The sequence below is a fragment of the Streptomyces sp. Y7 genome (assembly GCF_043195415.1).
GTDB lineage: Bacteria > Actinomycetota > Actinomycetes > Streptomycetales > Streptomycetaceae > Streptomyces.
This window is the reverse complement of record NZ_JBIDDQ010000005.1, coordinates 352,047-366,805: the sequence shown is the minus strand read 5'-3', so window position 1 is coordinate 366,805 and position 14,759 is coordinate 352,047. Positions and strand designations below refer to the sequence as shown.

The window sequence follows — 14,759 nt, the reverse complement described above, 5'->3', positions numbered from 1 at the left end:
CGTCACCACCCCGCGCAAGCTGCCGTGCGTCAGCCGAGGCCGGCCGACTTCAGCCAGGACTTGGCCACGTCGAGCGGGTCCTTGTTCTCCAGCTGGACCTGGGAGTCCAGGTCCAGGAGGGTCTTGGTGTCGAGCTTGGCGGAGACCGCGTCGAGCGCGTCCACGCCCTCCTTCGACAGACCGCTCTTGTAGACGAGCGGGGTGACGTTCGCGAAACCGAAGAGGTTCTTCGGGTCCTTCAGGACGACGAAACCCTCCTTGGTGATCGTCGGGTCGGTCGTGAAGATGTCCGCGGCCTGCACGGTGTTCTTCGTCAGCGCCGCCTGGGTCAGCGGGCCGCCCGCGTCCAGCGCCTTGAACGACTTGAACTTCAGGCCGTACTCGGTCTCCAGGCCCTTCAGGCCCTGGTGCCGGGTCTGGAACTCCGGGGAGCCGCCGATCACCAGGTCGGGGGCGATGTCCTTGAGGTCCTCGAGGCTGGAGTCGGCGGTGAGCTTGTACTTCTTCGCCGTCTCCGCGTTGATGCTGACGGAGTCCTTGTCCTCGGCCGGCGAGGACTCCAGCAGCGTCAGCTTCGCGTCCAGCTTGGCCTTCACCGCCGCGTTGACGGCGTCGGCGGAGTCCTGCTTCGCCTTGGAGTCGAGGTAGGCGAGCAGCGAGCCGTTGTACTCCGGCAGAACGGTGATGGAGCCGTTCTTGAGCAGCCCGTACGTCGTCTCGCGGCTGCCGATGTTGGGCTTGTAGGTGACCTTGATGCCCTTGGCCTTGAGGGCCTCGCCGTAGATGTCGGCGAGCAGGATGGACTCGGCGAAGTTGTTGGAGCCGACGACGACGGTGTCGCCGCTCGCCCCGTCCCCGGCGAGCGGGTCGGACTTGTCGTCGGAGGAGGAACATCCCGCCAGCAGCGCCGCCGTGGCGGCGAGCGCGACCGCGGCCGCGCCGGGATGGTTCCTGAAGGACCTGCTGCGTGAAGCGGTGGAAGTCACGATTCCCGTTCCGGATTCAGGGGACAGAGAGAGCTCTTCCACTGATCCAATCCAGCCGGTTCTCGGTCAGTCAAGACCGGTCAGGTCACCGATTGGCCTCAAAAAACGGAAGGTAACGGGCAGTTGTGCCGCGATGTGAAGGCGGGACGGTTGGGGTGCAGGGGGCTGTAACGGATTCTTGACGTACAGTTCCGGTCACGGCGTTCAAAGGGCGGTACTGTCCCCCGGACAAAACCGGTTCACTTCGAACAACAGCGGTCTCGTGAGACCTCGCGCGCCGTGCGACGCCCACGAAGGAGGCAACTCGGTGTCCACGAACGAGGAGGGCGCACCCCGCCCGCGTCGGGTACGCGGTTTCGCCGACCGCTGGCCCTTCAGACGCAAGCTGAACCTCCTCGTCCGGGTGCCGCTGGCCGTGGTCGCCGTACTGCTGGCCTACCTCATCGCCGATCAGACGGCGCAGTCGCGCGACTCGGCGGACGCCGCCCGGCTGGTGCGCGAGAGCGCCGAGGTCGCCACGCTCGTGGACCGGCTGGCCGCCGAGCACCAGCAGGCGATCCTGCTGTCCGTACGGCACGAGGCCGCCCAGGGCGACGAGCCCTCCGGCGCCGCCTACCGCACCGCGCAGACCATGGTGGACGCCCAGGTCCAGCGGGTGCGCGACGCCTTCGGTGACCGGCTGCCCGAGACGGAGGCCCAGGCCCTCAAGAGCGTGCTGGGCCTGAGCAGCCTGCGGGACACCGTCGAGCAGGGCTATCTGCCGGCCAGCAACATCGACCCGGCCTACACGCACGCCGCGGACGGGCTCATCGACGGTCTGGGCCTGGACCGCAACCCCGACCTCGCCACCACCTTCACCGGCAACACCCTGGACTCGCTGCTGCGCGCGGGCGCCTCCCACAGCGCCTTCGAGACCGGCGTCTTCTCCGCGTCGACCGGTGACTCCAACGCGCTCATCGAGTTCATCGGCGCGATCGGCTCGTACGAGGAGTACACGCATCAGGCCGAACGTTTCGCCAGGTTCGCGACCGACGCGCAGGCCGCGCAGCTCGACGGGATCAAGTACACCGCGGCACAGAGCATCATCAGCCGCCAGTACACCGACCTGCAGATCGACCCCGGCTCCGTGCAGGCCGACTCGCAGGCCGAGATCCGCAGCTCGCTCGCGACGGCGCTGGACTCCTACGGCGCCTACCGCGACCAGGCGAGGACGCGGCTGGCGATCACCACCTCGCTGATCCACCAGCTCGCCGACCAGGCGGAGAGCGCCTCCGACTCGGCGGCCTGGCGCGCGGTGCTGCTGCTCGGTTTCGCCGTGCTGGGCTTCGCCGTCTGGCTGGTCCTCGCGATGCTGGTGCGCCGGTCGGTGGTCCGCCCCGTGCAGGCCCTCACGGGTGCCGCGCGGCAGGTCGCCGACGTCGCCGAGCGGGAGCTGGCCCGGGTCGCCGACGACGACGCCGAGGACGACGGCCCGCCCAGGCTGCGCGAGATGCCGGTGACGGCCCGGGACGAGATCGGCGAACTCGCCGAGGCGTTCAACCAGGTGCAGACCACGGCCGCCGCGCTGCTGGAGCGGCAGGTGCTCAGCCGGCGCAACGTCGCCGAGATGTTCGGCAACGTGGGCCGCCGGGTCAGCAACCTCACCACACGGCAACTCGCCCTGATCGACGCGGTGGAACGCGGCGAGACCGACCCGGCGCTGCTGGAACGCCTGTACTCCATCGACCACATCGCGGTCCGGCTGCGCCGCAACGCCGACAGCCTGATGCTGCTCGCGGGCATCCACGAGGCCGTCCTCGACGCCGGACCCACCTCGCTCACCAATGTCGTACGCGCCTCGCTCGGCCAGATCGAGGGCTACCGGCGGGTGGAGCTGCGGGCGCGGACCGAGGTGAAGGTGGAGCCGGAGGTCATCGGCGACCTCACGCTGATGATGGCCGAACTCCTGGAGAACGCGGTGTCGTTCTCACCGGAGGGCAGCCCGGTCGAGGTGGCGGTGTCGGACTCCGGCGACGACGCGGTCGTCGTGGTCGCCGACCACGGCCTGGGCATGAGCCCCGAGCGGCTCGACGAGGAGAACGCGCGCCTGATCCGCCGCGAGCGACTGGACGTCGTACCGACGAAGGTCCTCGGCCTGTTCGTGGTGGGTACGCTGGCGCGCCGCTGGGACATCACGGTCGTCCTGTCGCGTACCCCGGGCGGCGGTGTGACGGCCGAGGTGACGGTGCCGTCCTCGCTGCTGGTGACGGGGTCTACGACGGGGGTGACGGCCACGGCGGCGCTGACGGCGGTGGCCGCCGCCAAGCAGTCGGAGGCGGCCGACGCCGCCGCCCCTGCCGCCCCTTCCGCGACGGCCACCGGGCCCGTGCCCTCGCCCGCCGCCGAGCAGAGCGCCGTGCGGGACGACGACGGCGGGGATGCCGACGGGCCGCGGCCGCTCCCCCGCCGGGTGTCCCCGCGCGAGTCCGCGCCGGAGCCCGCCGCGAACGGGACGCCGGTGAACCCCGATGCCCGCCCCCTGCGGCGCCGCGTCCGCGGTGCGACCCTGCGCACGACCGGCGTCGACACCGCCGAGCGGCCCACGGTGTCGCGGCAGAGCGCGCGGACCGTCGACGCGGACGAGGTGCGGGCGGCGCTGGAGGAGTTCGAGGCGGCCGTGGAGCGAGCGCACCGTGACAGTCTCGGCCCGGCCGGCGACCCCGACAGCGGCGACAACGGCTCCGGCGGCCGCACGGACCGGGCCGCCGCCCACACAACGTCCCACCCGCACAACCAGAACGACCTCCCGGAAGGAGCGCAGCAGTGAGCACGTCGACAGGTGGCACCCCGGCGGAAGGCGCCACGCCGGCCGAACTCAAGGCCGCCGCAGCCGACTTCACCTGGCTGCTGAACCGCTTCGCGAAGGAGACGGCGGGTGTCGTGGACGCCATCGCCGTCTCGTCCGACGGACTGCTCATCGCCGTGTCCGAGCTGCGTGAGCAGGCCGACTCCGAGCGGCTCGCCGCGATCGTCTCCGGCATCACCAGCCTGGCCGCCGGAGCCTCCGGCAACTACGGCCTCGGCGGCCTGAACAAGGTCATCATCGATCTGGAGGGCGGCCACGTCCTGGTCTCCGCGATCGGCAGCGGCGCCGTGCTCGGCGTGGTCGCCGACAAGGAAGCCAAACTGGGCAACATCGCCTACGAGATGACCGTGTTCGCCAACCGCGCCGGTGCCGCTCTCAGCCCGCAGCTCGTGCTGGAGCTGAAGAACAGCGTCGGCGCCGCGTCGGGTCGCTGACCCGGGGAACGGACTACGCCATGGCGGACGGCACCCCACCACCGGAACCCAACGGTCCGGAACCGGCCGGTCAGGCCTCCGCCGTGCGGCCGTTCCTGCTCACCGCCGGCCGGGTGGCGGACGGCGACGGCCCGTCGCTGCCCATCGAGACCCAGGTGGTGGCCACCGCCGACGGGATCGACGCGCTCGACCGGCTCTTCTTCGAGAAGCACGACATCGTCGCGGTGTGCCGGATGCCGCAGTCCCTCGCGGAGATCGCGGCCCGGCTGCGGCTGCACCTGAACGTGGTGCGGGTCCTCGCCGAGGACCTGCGCGCGGCGGGGCAGCTGACGGTGCACGTGCCCGACTCCGGCGTCGTCCACGACGCATCCGTCCTGCGCAGGGTCATCGACGGCCTGCGCGCCATCCCCGACGCACGAGGGGTACTGAGTGACAGCGACTGAACCGGCGACCGTACGACCGCCGTTGCCGGTCAAGATGGTGATCTCGGGCGGCTTCGGCGTGGGCAAGACCACCGCCGTGGGCGCGATCTCCGAGATCGAGCCGCTGACCACCGAGGCCGCGATCACGGAGGTCGCGGCGGGGGTGGACGACCTCACGCACACGCCGCTCAAGACCACGACCACGGTGGCCATGGACTTCGGCTGCCTCACCATCGACCCCACGCTGAAGCTGTACCTGTTCGGCACGCCCGGCCAGGAGCGGTTCGGGTTCATGTGGGACGACATAGTCGAGGGCGCGGTCGGCGGGCTCGTCATCGTCGACACCCGGCGCCTGGACGACTGCTACGCCGCCGTCGACTACTTCGAGCACCGGGGCATCCCCTTCGCGGTGGCCGCCAACGCCTTCGACGGCAAGGTCGAGCACAGCCTGGAGGAGATCCGCTGGGCCCTCGACGTCACCGAGGGCGTCCCGGTCGTCGTCTTCGACGCCCGGGAGCGCGGCTCGGTACGGGACGCTCTGCTGGTGGTACTGGAGTTGGCGCTGGCCCGCACGGCGGCCTGACGGCGGTGCCCCGAAAGGGGCGCGGGGAACCGCCCTCCGCTCCGCGAGGAACCCTCACGCCCGCTTGCGTACCCCCGGCGACACCGCGAAGCGGCCCGCCGCCCAGAAGACCGCCAGGGTCACCAGGGCCAGCCCCGCCACCAGGGTGGCGCCGCCCACGACCTTCTCGTAGTTGCGCTGGTAGAGGCCGTCGACGATGTAGCGTCCGAGCCCGCCCAGGGCGACGTACGCGGCGATCGTGGCCGTCGAGACGATCTGGATGGCCGCGGAGCGCAGGCCGCTGAGGATCAGGGGGAGCGCGGCCGGGACCTCGACCTGGAAGAGGACCCCCAACTCGCCCATGCCCATCCCCCGGGCGGCGTCCACCGGCGACGGGTCGACGGAGCGCATCGCCTCGTAGGTGGTGACGAGGATCGGCGGGACGGCGAGGATGACCAGCGGTGTCATCACGTTGACCATGCCGAAGCCCACCAGCAGGGTCATCAGCACCAGCAGGCCGAAGGTGGGCAGGGCCCGCCCGGCGACCGCGATGAAGGCGAGGGCGTTCCCGCCGCGTCCGTAGTGCCCGGTGACCAGGCCGACCGGCAGCGCGATCAGGGCGGCGATGCCGAGCGCCTGAAGGGTGTACTGGATGTGCTCGCCCACGCGGGTGGGGATGCCGTCGTAGCCCTGCCAGTGGGCGTTGTCGCTGAAGAAGTCACTGATGAAGTGGAACAGGTTCACCGGGCTGCGTCCTCCAGGGCTGCGGCGGCCGGTTCGGGCCGGTCGGCCTTCGGTGTCCGGGACGAGCTGCGCGGCATCCACGGTGTGAGCAGCGTGCGGACGAGTACCAGCACGGCGTCGGCGAGGACCGCCAGGACGGCCATGCTGAGCACGGCGTTCAGCGCCAGTTCGGGCCGGTTGTAGATGTTCGCGTCGTTGATCATGTTGCCGAGCGCGCCCTGGTTGCCGATGAGGGCGCCGACGCTGACGAGGCTGATGCTGGACACCGTCGCCACGCGCAGCCCGGCGATGATCGCCGGCACCGCGATCGGCAACTGGACCTGGACGTAACGGCGTACGGGGCCGAAGCCCATGGCCGTGGCGGCGGCGAGGGTCTCCTGCGGGACCGAGCGGACGCCGTCGACGATCGCCGGGACCAGTACGACGAGGCTGTAGACGGTGAGCGGGATCATCACCGTGAGCTCGGTCTGGCCGGTGTAGTCGATGAGGAGGACGAAGAAGGCCAGCGACGGGATGGCGTACAGCACGGTCGTCACCCACAGCACCGGCGGGTACAGCCAGCGGAACCGGACGCACAGCTGGGCCAGCGGCAGCGAGATCACCAGTCCGGCCAGCACCGGCAGCAGGGCCTCGCGCAGATGCAGCCCGACCAGTCCGAGCCAGGTGTGCTGGAGGTCGCTCGGGATGTCGAAGAAGCGGTCCCAGTTCATCCGGCGACCTTCGCGTCCGTACGGTCCTCGGGGGACCCGTCGTTCTCGCGTCCCTCGGCGTGGGCGCCGCGGATGGCCTCGGCGATGGTCTGCTGGGAGACGACGCCGGTGACCCGGCCGTCGGCGGCCACGGCGACGGCCCAGCCGGTGGGCGAGAGCACGGCGCAGTCCAGGGCGGCGCGCAGTGAGTCCGTGCCGGGCACGAACGGGCGCCCGTACGGCAGGAGTTCCTCCGCCCTGATCGCCCCGGCGGTCAGGTTCGCCGGCTCGCTCCAGCCGAGCGGCTTGCCGTCGGCGTCCGTGACCAGGAGATAGGGGGCGCCCGTCGAGTCGTGCGCGGCGATCCGCTCGGCGGTGGCGTCGACGGCCACGACCGGCTCGGTCAGCAGCTCAAGTCCGGCGGCCGGGAAGAAAGACAGCCGCCGGATGCCGCGGTCGGCGCCGAGGAAGTCCTCGACGAACGCGTCGGCGGGGTGGGAGAGCAGTTCGGCGGGCGGGGCGAACTGGGCGAGTTTGCCGCCGGTGCGCATCACGGCGACCATCGTGCCGAGCTTGACGGCCTCGTCGATGTCGTGGGTGACGAAGACGATGGTCTTGCCGAGTTCCTCCTGGATGCGCAGCAGTTCGTCCTGCAGACCCTTGCGCACCACGGGGTCGACGGCCGAGAACGGCTCGTCCATGAGCAGCACCGGCGGATCCGCCGCGAGCGCGCGGGCCACGCCGACGCGCTGCTGCTGGCCGCCGGAGAGCTGGTACGGGTACCGCTTGGCGAGGGCGCCGTCGAGGCCCACGCGCTCCATCAGCTCCCGCGCCCGGGCCCGGGACTTCTCCTTGCCCCAGCCCAGCATGCGGGGCACGGTGGCGATGTTGTCGAGGATCGTGCGGTGCTGGAAGAGACCCGCGTTCTGGATGACGTATCCCATGGACCGGCGCAGGGTGTTGACCGGCTGCTGCTGGATGTCCACGTCGTCGAGGAGGATGGTGCCCTCGCTGGGCTCGACCATCCGGTTGATCATCCGCAGGGTGGTCGTCTTGCCGCAGCCCGACGGCCCCACGAGTACGGTGATCGAGCGGTCGGGTATCTCCAACGAGAGCCGGTCCACCGCCACCGTGCCGTCCGGGTATCGCTTGGTGACTGAATCTATCCGTATCAAAACGCCGAATATCCTTCGGGATTGGCGGAAACTGACCGTTCCGTTCCGGCCATTCGCGCAGGCCGTCGCTGGTCGAGTCTAGACCGCTTGTGTTGCAGAAATTCGAACGGCTGCAGCGGCCCCGTCAGATCCCGCGCAGGTGGGCGCGCCGGACGGTGACCAGCGCGCGCCAGCGGGCGCGGGTGGTCTCCTCCCCGTCGATCCAGCGGGCCCGCGACGGCGGCCCGTCGGGCAGGGGGCGGCCGGCCATGAAGCACACCAGGTCCGGGTAGTACGCGTAGTCGCCGCCGACGAGGTCGCGCAGCCGCCCGAGGGAGGCGGCGAGCCGGTCCCGGTCGTCCAGGACGGCGTGGTGGAAGCCCAGGGCGAGTTCGAGGGTCAGCCGCGCCGCGGTGATCCCGGAGACCTCGGCCTCGGCGCGCAGGACACGCGCCCGGTCCTCGATGCCGGCGGCCACCGCGCCCGCCTCGCGCACGAGGGCGGCGATCCGGGTGGTGAGGCGGGTCGCCCGCAGGTCGAGGCCGGTGAGCAGGTGCTGGGCGAGGACGAGTTCGTCCTCGGCGACCGAAGGGTCGGTGAAGGCCAGCGTGAACGCCCGCTGGGCCTGGGCGGTGGCCCGTTCACCGGCCACGGCGTGCTGCTCGGCCTCCTCACGCGCCGCCTCGTAGGACAGCGCGGCGCGCGCCATGTCGCCCTGCACCCACCACACGTCGCCGAGGATCCGGTGGTGGCGGCCGGCCCAGCCGAGGGTGCCGGCGGTGCGCAGCGCGGTGGGGAAGTCACCGGCGAGCCGGGCCAGGTGGGCGAGGCCGCGCCGGGCCGCGGGAGCCAGCCGTCCGCCGCCGTCGGCGACCAGGCGCATGCCGTGCCGTGAGTCGTCCGAGCGGCCGAGGTCCCGCTCGGCCTTGGCCCGGTAGTAGACGGCCATGTCCCGCAGCTCGGCGGGCAGCAGCCCCGACTCGACGACCGCGGTGAGCCGGGCGACCGTGCGCTCGCGGTGCTCGTGCTGGCGGCGCCCGAGCGCGCCGAGGGTCTCCACGAGGGCGTCGGCCGCCGTGCGCGGCGCGGTTCCCCGCGCGGGACCGGGCGGGGCGAGCGGCTCCCACACCGAGTCTGCGACATAGCTCCATGCGGCGTCGGCGAGCCAGCCCAGGCCGAGGCCGAAGTCGCGGGCCAGGCGCAGTCCTTGGCGCAGGCAGGTGACCAGCAGGTCGCGGTTCCCGTCGGCGGCGGCCGCCCGGCGCTCGCCGATCGCGTCGAAGGCGCGGGCCGCCGCGCGCGCCCAGTCCCCGTCGGACCAGCGGTCGTCCGCGCGGTCATCGGCGGTGCGGATGGTGGAGCGGATCACCGCGTGCAGGTGGTACGGCCACACGGCGTGCGGGTCGGTCCGGACGAACGGGCGCTCCACGAGACGCAGTGCCGCCGCTTCGTACGTCAGCCCGGCGGCCCTGGCGGCCAGCGGTACATCGAAGTTGTCCAGCAGGGACACCGAACGCAGCACATGGCGCTCGTCGGGCGTGAGGTCGCTGAGGGTGCGGCTGATCAGGGCCGGGAAGTCGACGTCGAAGTCCGCCGGACGGGGCTCGCGCCCGGTGCGCCGGATCGCCAGGAACCGCTGGACGGCGAGGTCGAGGTGGAGCGGCAGTCCGTGCGAGCGTGCGGTGACGACCGCGCGGACGTCGGGTGCGATGACGGGGGTGCCGTCGCGCGTCAGCCGGCGGGCCAGGTAGTCGTCGCAGTCCTCGGCGGAGAAGTCGCCGATGAGGATCTGCCGGCGCGGGGCCGGTCCCGCCGAGCCGGCGTCGGCGGCCGGCCCGCTGGGCAGGGCGAGTCCGGGCCAGGCCGCGGGGCCCGTCCAGTCGAGCTGGCCGTGCAGGGCGTCCTCGGCCCACTGCAGCCGACTGCGCCCGGTGACGACGAAGAACGCGTTGGGCATGAGCCATACGACGCGCTGGAGGAGTCGTTCCAGATCGCGGTGGACGCGGTCGCCGACGTCCTCGAACGTGTCCAGCAGGATCACCGGCAGGACGGCCCGGGCGGCGGGCAGCCGCGCGAGTTCCCAGGCGAGCAGGTGCGTGTAGTAGGAGAGGGCGTCCAGGTCGGGCTCGGCCTCCAGGAGGTCGGCCAGCCGGGAGCAGCCCGCCAGCGCCCGTACGGAGGCGCGGTGGTCGCGCAGTGCGCGGACGACGCCGCTGGTGACCTGGCCGACGACCGCGCCGACCGTGCCCGGCAGCAGCACCGCCTGCGCGAGGTCGGCGAGCGCCGACTGCATCTGCTGCGGCACGGCCTTCCCGAACCGCCGGCCGAGCCCGCCGCGGCGCAGGAACTCCTCCAGCGACTCGCCGGGGTGGACGTGGTCCCAGTAGCGGCGCAGCGCCAGGTCGAAGGCGGGCAGGGGGCGTCCGAGCTCGGCGAGGGCGAGCCTGACGGTGAGGACCACGCGCTCGAAGTCGGTGCCCGCCGAACGGGCGAGGTCGATCCGCACGGGCAGGACGCGCCCGGTCACCCGGACGGGTTCGCCCCACTGGGTGGGCCGGTGCTCGCCGTGGGCGAGGGCGGCCTCCACCTTCCGGGACAGGGTCGACTTGCCTATGCCGCCGACGCCGTGGAACACGAGAACGTTGTCACGCGGCGCCTCCAGGTCCTCGACGTCGAAGCCGGGTGCGGCCACTGTCCGCACATGCTCGGCGAGGGCGTCGGTGACGGCCTCCCACTGCTCCTGACGGTTGGTGAAGTGCTCCTCGACCTGGATTCCCCGATCATTCGAACCGAACAGCGCACGAAGATCCCGTCCGCCCACCGACACTCCCCCCGGGTATACCCGGATTTTATGTGCGGGCAACCGAAGGACCCACGGCGGAATCAGCCATTCCACTAGAACTCTGCGTGTTCGTCACGACGTACGAGTGTCACTGACGAGTCAGGAGTCCTAAGCTGTGGGCCACGGAACGGGGGAAGGACACACGCCTCTCCTCGGTCCGCTCTCGCCCCATAGGACACGGAGAGAAATAGGTGTGGTTGACCAGGGCCCTGGGAATTCTTGCGCCCGACAAATGCCAGGCTGCTGAAGCCGTCGAGGTGCCCGCCGTGCCCGAGCCGGAAATCCCCCGTGACGAGGCGTCCGGGTATGCCGCGGCACTGGAATGCTTACGCCTGGTCATCGCCTGGTACAACAGGGCCATTTATCTCGAGGAACGTTCACCGTCCCCGGATCGGGAGCGCCTGGACGGGCTGATCGCCGAACGCCGCAGATGTGTGGACGACCGGAAATACCTCGCCGATGCCGACCCTTCGGACGTCACGCGCATGGCGCTGCTTTACGGCGGGAAGTTCCGGCGCCTGCTGGAGGAATGTCCGGCGGATCGGGGAGCCTCTCAGTTGACCGACGGCATCAGCGGTCCGGCGAGTGCCTCGATGCGCTCCCATTCCTCGTGATACATGGGCAGATCGCGGTGCAGCCGCTTCTGGTTCGCGCGAAAGGCCGCGGCTTCCGCGGTCGTATAACCCCGCCACCACTCCCTGCGCAGCGCCTGGACCGCGCCGGGCCGTAGCAGGCCGACGGCGTCGCGCTCGCTGTGGTGCAGGACGGTGCCGTCCCGGCGCACCACCTTCAGGGAGTCGACCGCCGACTGACCCTCCACCGCCTCCACGACCCTGGCCAGCGCCCGGAAGCAGGCGTGATGTCCGGTGGCCGAGGTGAACCGGGCGGTCGGGTTGCTGTCCCGGCACGCCTGGGCGTAGCGCAGGCCGATGCCCTGCCAGCTGTCCGCCTCGCGCACGGCCAGGACCACGAGTTCGACGCGGTAGCCCTCGCCCCGGAAGGCGCTGACGTCGTCGAGGAACTCCTCGGGCGGCCCCGGGCTGATCTCGACCACGAGGTCCCCGCTCCGGCCGCGCACCAGGCTCTCCACGCGCCGCTGCCATTCCTTGTAGACGGGGCGAATCCGCTCCCCCGCGGTGCGGGGGTTCGCCGCGAGGAGCATCAGATAGGCGGGGTGCTCGACCTTGAAGTCGTCACCGCAGATACGCGTCGCCTTGTCGCGTCCCCGCACCAGATGCCGGTTCTCCGACTTGCCGGCGCCGGGCTGCGCCATGACGTGCACGACGACGGGGTTCGCCTGCGGCACGACGGCGTGCTCGTAGTCGGGCCGGATCCGGTCCTCGAAAATCGACTCCACGTCGGCACGCGACAGTTCGACGACAAAAGCCGAACAGGTACCGCACGGACATCTCCGCTCACGCGGAGAGGAACCAACCCGGCGAACGATGTACAAGGGGGGTCCTCGCTCTGTGAAGCTTCATCAGCACGGAAGCGGCGGCGGGGCACCGGAAATCCGCGGGGCATGATTCCCACGGATCGCCACAACCTCGGCAGCATCAGGAATCATCTTCGCTCCCACCCCGTCCCTACCGCAACGGCCCTACGAGCATTCCGAGCGGTATCGCTCTCGCACATGGGCGTGAAAGACCGTCCACCATGCGTACAGGGGGTGTACCAGCGCCCTCTTCTGACGGCTCGACAGCGCGATTATGTTGCTGCAAATTTGCGCCAACACTGAATCGGGCACGTTTCAGAGCAAGGGGGGTGCCCGGCCGCGTGGCGGCCAACTCCGCTTGTCCGAGGGGCTCTTGTGGCCGCTACCGGCCCTCCGCCGCCGATGCCCTCCGGCCGTTGCGCAGAGCGACGAAGGAGCGGCCGCGCGCGGTCCAGCTTGCGACGGCGCGCCAGCCGGCCCTCTCCGCGTACCGCAGCAGGGCGGGCGTGCCGAGCCGGGCCCAGGGGAAGGCGGTGCCGGTGGCGCCGCGGGCGTCGGTGACATGGACCTGGACACGTTCGTCGAGGTCCTGGTCGGGCACGGTCTCGGCGATCACCAGGCCGCCGGGGGCGAGGAGCCGGCCGGTCCGGTCGAGCAGGGCCGCCGGGTCGCCGCCGATGCCGATGTTGCCGTCGATGAGCAGGGCCGTGCCCCAGCGGCCCTCGCCGGGCAGGGGTTCGAAGACGGAGCGGTGCAGTGCCGGCGCGCCGAGCCGCAGGGTGCGTGCCACGGCGGCCTCGCTGACGTCGATGCCGAGCACCCGCCGGCCCTGCCGGCTCAGCGCCGCGACCAGTCTTCCGGGGCCGCATCCGACGTCCAGCACCGCGCCCTCGCAGCGCCGCAGCACCTCCAGGTCCGCCGCGTCGGCTTCCGCGCACCAGCGTTCCACGTCCAACGGCAGCAGCCAGCCGTCGGTGCGGCGCAGGTAGAGGGGACCGCGGCCGCTGTGGAGGGCGCGCGCGTAGGGGTCGGCGGACCAGGCGCCGTCGGAGTGCGGGTGAACGTCCGGCGCGGTGGTGTCGGTCCCGATCCTCTCGGTCGTGGCCGTCCGGGCCTCGGCCCGGAGCCGTCGTGGGCCGCTGTCGGTGAGGGTGGTCGGGCGGGGGATCGTGGCCGAGGTCGCCTGACGGGCCGTCCATGCCGCCGTCAGCCGGCGCAGGCCCGTCATCGGCCCGCGGCCGGGGCGAGCCGGGCGAGCGCGGTGGCGAACCGCCCGCCCGGAGCGCTCCTGGCGACCAGGTCGGCGTCGTACGCCGTGTCGACGTCCCGCAGCCGCGGCAGGTCCCGCACCCGCAGGTCCCCGAGGCGGGCCCGCTGCGCGGCGCCCGTGTGCGGCGTCGACATGGGGACGCCACGCAGCCGGGAGGGGTCGGGATCGGCCAGGCCCAGCGCCCAGAAGCCGCCGTCGTCGGCGGGGCCGAAGTACGCGTCGCAGCCGGACCAGTCCACCGTCAGCAGCTCGGGTGTCACCTGCGGGGTGTCCATGCCGATGAGCAGGGCCGGGCCGTCGCAGCCCGCGAAGGCGGCGGCCAGCCGTTCGTCCAGGCCGCCCGCGCACTGCGGTACGACCTCGAAGCCGTCCGGCAGCCAGCGGCCGGGCGTCCCGTCCAGCACGAGCACCCGGCGCCGCGCGGGCGTGTGCGCCACGGCGTGCAGCGTGTCCGCGAGGGACGCCTCGGCGAGCGCGGCGGCCTCCTCGGGCGTGAACGGCGGCGTCAGCCTGGTCTTCACCCGGCCCGGCCGGGGCTCCTTGGCGATGACGAGGAGCGTGGTCACGGGCGCCTTCCCTTCGGTGCGGCGGTGCCGTGACCCGGAGCGTCGGCGGATGCGGGCTCGCGCGCCGGGCGGGCCGGCGCCTCCCCGGCACCGCCGTCACTCCCGCCGTCCGCCAGTACCCGGCTCATGTCCCGCACCGCCTGCCACGTCCCCCGCCAGGTGCCGGTCACCTTCGACGCGCCCGTTCGCGGGTGGTACGGCACGTCGTACTCGGCGACGCGCCAGCCCGCGTCGGCGGCGCGGACGACCATCTGGAGCGGGTAGCCGCTGCGGCGGTCCGTCAGGCCGAGGGCGAGCAGGGGCTCGCGGCGAGCGGCGCGCAGCGGTCCCAGGTCGCGCAGGCGCAGGCCGGTGCGGCGGTGCAGGAGGCGGGTGACGGCGAGGTTGCCGGCCCGGGCCCGCAGCGGCCAGGCACCCCGGGCACGGGGCCGGCGGCGGCCCAGGACCAGGTCGGACTCGCCCGCCGCGATCCGCCGGACGAAGGGCACCAGGTCGCCCGGGTCGAGCGTGGCGTCGCAGTCGCAGAAGCAGACGATGTCGGCCGTGGCCGCGGTCAGCCCCGCGTGGCAGGCGGCGCCGAACCCGCGCCGGTCCTCGTGGACGACGGTCGCCCCGAGCGCCCGGGCGACGTCGGCCGAGCCGTCCGTGGAACCGTTGTCCACGACCAGCGCCCGCCATCCTGGCGGGACGCGCTCCAGGACCCAGGGCAGCGCCCCGGCCTCGTCGAGACAGGGAAGCACGACGTCGACGGACGGCGCGCCGGGCGGGTTGATTCCTGCGGATGGGATCGTCACGGCTCTCACCCTACGA

The 14,759-nt window shown here is 72.1% G+C and carries 14 protein-coding genes; 5 read left to right on the top strand and 9 right to left on the bottom strand.

From position 1 onward, the window contains the following. Window positions 1-29: 29 nt before the first annotated feature. Window positions 30-986: an ABC transporter substrate-binding protein gene (locus ACGFW6_RS17080; protein ID WP_393509673.1), complete on the bottom strand. Its 957-nt coding sequence runs from the start codon at window positions 984-986 to the stop codon at window positions 30-32. 307 nt (window positions 987-1,293) lie between these two features. On the opposite strand from ACGFW6_RS17080, the gene ACGFW6_RS17075 reads away from it, so the two are divergent. Genes ACGFW6_RS17075 through ACGFW6_RS17060 form a run of 4 tightly spaced genes read left to right on the top strand, consistent with a single transcriptional unit; the run spans window position 1,294 to window position 5,270 of the window. After that, complete coding sequence (locus ACGFW6_RS17075; RefSeq protein ID WP_393509670.1) at window positions 1,294-3,792, top strand: ATP-binding protein; 2,499 nt, start codon at window positions 1,294-1,296, stop codon at window positions 3,790-3,792. Continuing rightward, complete coding sequence (locus ACGFW6_RS17070) at window positions 3,789-4,265, top strand: roadblock/LC7 domain-containing protein (protein ID WP_030961655.1); 477 nt, start codon at window positions 3,789-3,791, stop codon at window positions 4,263-4,265. Before ACGFW6_RS17075 ends, ACGFW6_RS17070 begins: the two co-directional genes overlap by 4 nt. A gap of 20 nt (window positions 4,266-4,285) precedes the next feature. Then, entirely contained in the window at window positions 4,286-4,708 is a 423-nt protein-coding gene (locus tag ACGFW6_RS17065) for a DUF742 domain-containing protein (RefSeq protein ID WP_393509667.1), read from the top strand. Further along, on the top strand, window positions 4,695-5,270 hold the full coding sequence (locus tag ACGFW6_RS17060) for an ATP/GTP-binding protein (RefSeq protein WP_393509665.1): 576 nt from the start codon (window positions 4,695-4,697) through the stop codon (window positions 5,268-5,270). The genes ACGFW6_RS17065 and ACGFW6_RS17060 overlap by 14 nt, the downstream gene beginning before the upstream one ends. A gap of 54 nt (window positions 5,271-5,324) precedes the next feature. Here the strand turns inward: ACGFW6_RS17060 and ACGFW6_RS17055 are convergent, their stop codons facing one another. The 4 genes from ACGFW6_RS17055 to ACGFW6_RS17040 all read right to left on the bottom strand — a co-directional run bounded on the left by ACGFW6_RS17055 (window position 5,325) and on the right by ACGFW6_RS17040 (window position 10,657). After that, window positions 5,325-5,993: an ABC transporter permease gene (locus ACGFW6_RS17055; RefSeq protein WP_393509662.1), complete on the bottom strand. Its 669-nt coding sequence runs from the start codon at window positions 5,991-5,993 to the stop codon at window positions 5,325-5,327. Beyond that, entirely contained in the window at window positions 5,990-6,703 is a 714-nt protein-coding gene (locus ACGFW6_RS17050) for an ABC transporter permease (protein WP_393509659.1), read from the bottom strand. Before ACGFW6_RS17050 ends, ACGFW6_RS17055 begins: the two co-directional genes overlap by 4 nt. Beyond that, complete coding sequence (locus ACGFW6_RS17045) at window positions 6,700-7,857, bottom strand: ABC transporter ATP-binding protein (RefSeq protein ID WP_393509656.1); 1,158 nt, start codon at window positions 7,855-7,857, stop codon at window positions 6,700-6,702. Before ACGFW6_RS17045 ends, ACGFW6_RS17050 begins: the two co-directional genes overlap by 4 nt. Before the next feature lie 124 nt (window positions 7,858-7,981). After that, window positions 7,982-10,657, bottom strand: coding sequence for an ATP/GTP-binding protein (locus tag ACGFW6_RS17040; protein WP_393509653.1), 2,676 nt, complete (start codon window positions 10,655-10,657; stop codon window positions 7,982-7,984). 218 nt (window positions 10,658-10,875) lie between these two features. On the opposite strand from ACGFW6_RS17040, the gene ACGFW6_RS17035 reads away from it, so the two are divergent. Then, window positions 10,876-11,292: a hypothetical protein gene (locus ACGFW6_RS17035; RefSeq protein WP_393509651.1), complete on the top strand. Its 417-nt coding sequence runs from the start codon at window positions 10,876-10,878 to the stop codon at window positions 11,290-11,292. On the opposite strand, the gene ACGFW6_RS17030 is transcribed toward ACGFW6_RS17035, so the two are convergent. From ACGFW6_RS17030 to ACGFW6_RS17015, 4 genes are all read right to left on the bottom strand, one after another. After that, complete coding sequence (locus ACGFW6_RS17030) at window positions 11,232-12,035, bottom strand: zeta toxin family protein (protein ID WP_393509648.1); 804 nt, start codon at window positions 12,033-12,035, stop codon at window positions 11,232-11,234. The two genes, ACGFW6_RS17035 and ACGFW6_RS17030, sit on opposite strands and share 61 nt — an antisense overlap. A 460-nt stretch (window positions 12,036-12,495) precedes the next feature. After that, window positions 12,496-13,341 (bottom strand): class I SAM-dependent methyltransferase, encoded by an 846-nt coding sequence (locus ACGFW6_RS17025; RefSeq protein WP_393509645.1) that lies wholly within the window; start codon window positions 13,339-13,341, stop codon window positions 12,496-12,498. Next, window positions 13,338-13,949, bottom strand: coding sequence for a DUF2064 domain-containing protein (locus tag ACGFW6_RS17020; RefSeq protein ID WP_393509642.1), 612 nt, complete (start codon window positions 13,947-13,949; stop codon window positions 13,338-13,340). The genes ACGFW6_RS17025 and ACGFW6_RS17020 overlap by 4 nt, the downstream gene beginning before the upstream one ends. After that, complete coding sequence (locus ACGFW6_RS17015; RefSeq protein ID WP_393509639.1) at window positions 13,946-14,752, bottom strand: glycosyltransferase family 2 protein; 807 nt, start codon at window positions 14,750-14,752, stop codon at window positions 13,946-13,948. Before ACGFW6_RS17015 ends, ACGFW6_RS17020 begins: the two co-directional genes overlap by 4 nt. Window positions 14,753-14,759 lie beyond the last annotated feature (7 nt).

Bases quoted from the DNA above. Each gene is read 5' to 3' on its own strand.
- ACGFW6_RS17065 (WP_393509667.1), top strand. From the start codon at position 4,286: ATGGCGGACGGCACCCCACCACCGGAACCCAACGGTCCGGAACCGGCC.
- ACGFW6_RS17025 (WP_393509645.1), bottom strand. From the start codon at position 13,341: ATGACGGGCCTGCGCCGGCTGACGGCGGCATGGACGGCCCGTCAGGCG.
- ACGFW6_RS17050 (WP_393509659.1), bottom strand. From the start codon at position 6,703: ATGAACTGGGACCGCTTCTTCGACATCCCGAGCGACCTCCAGCACACC.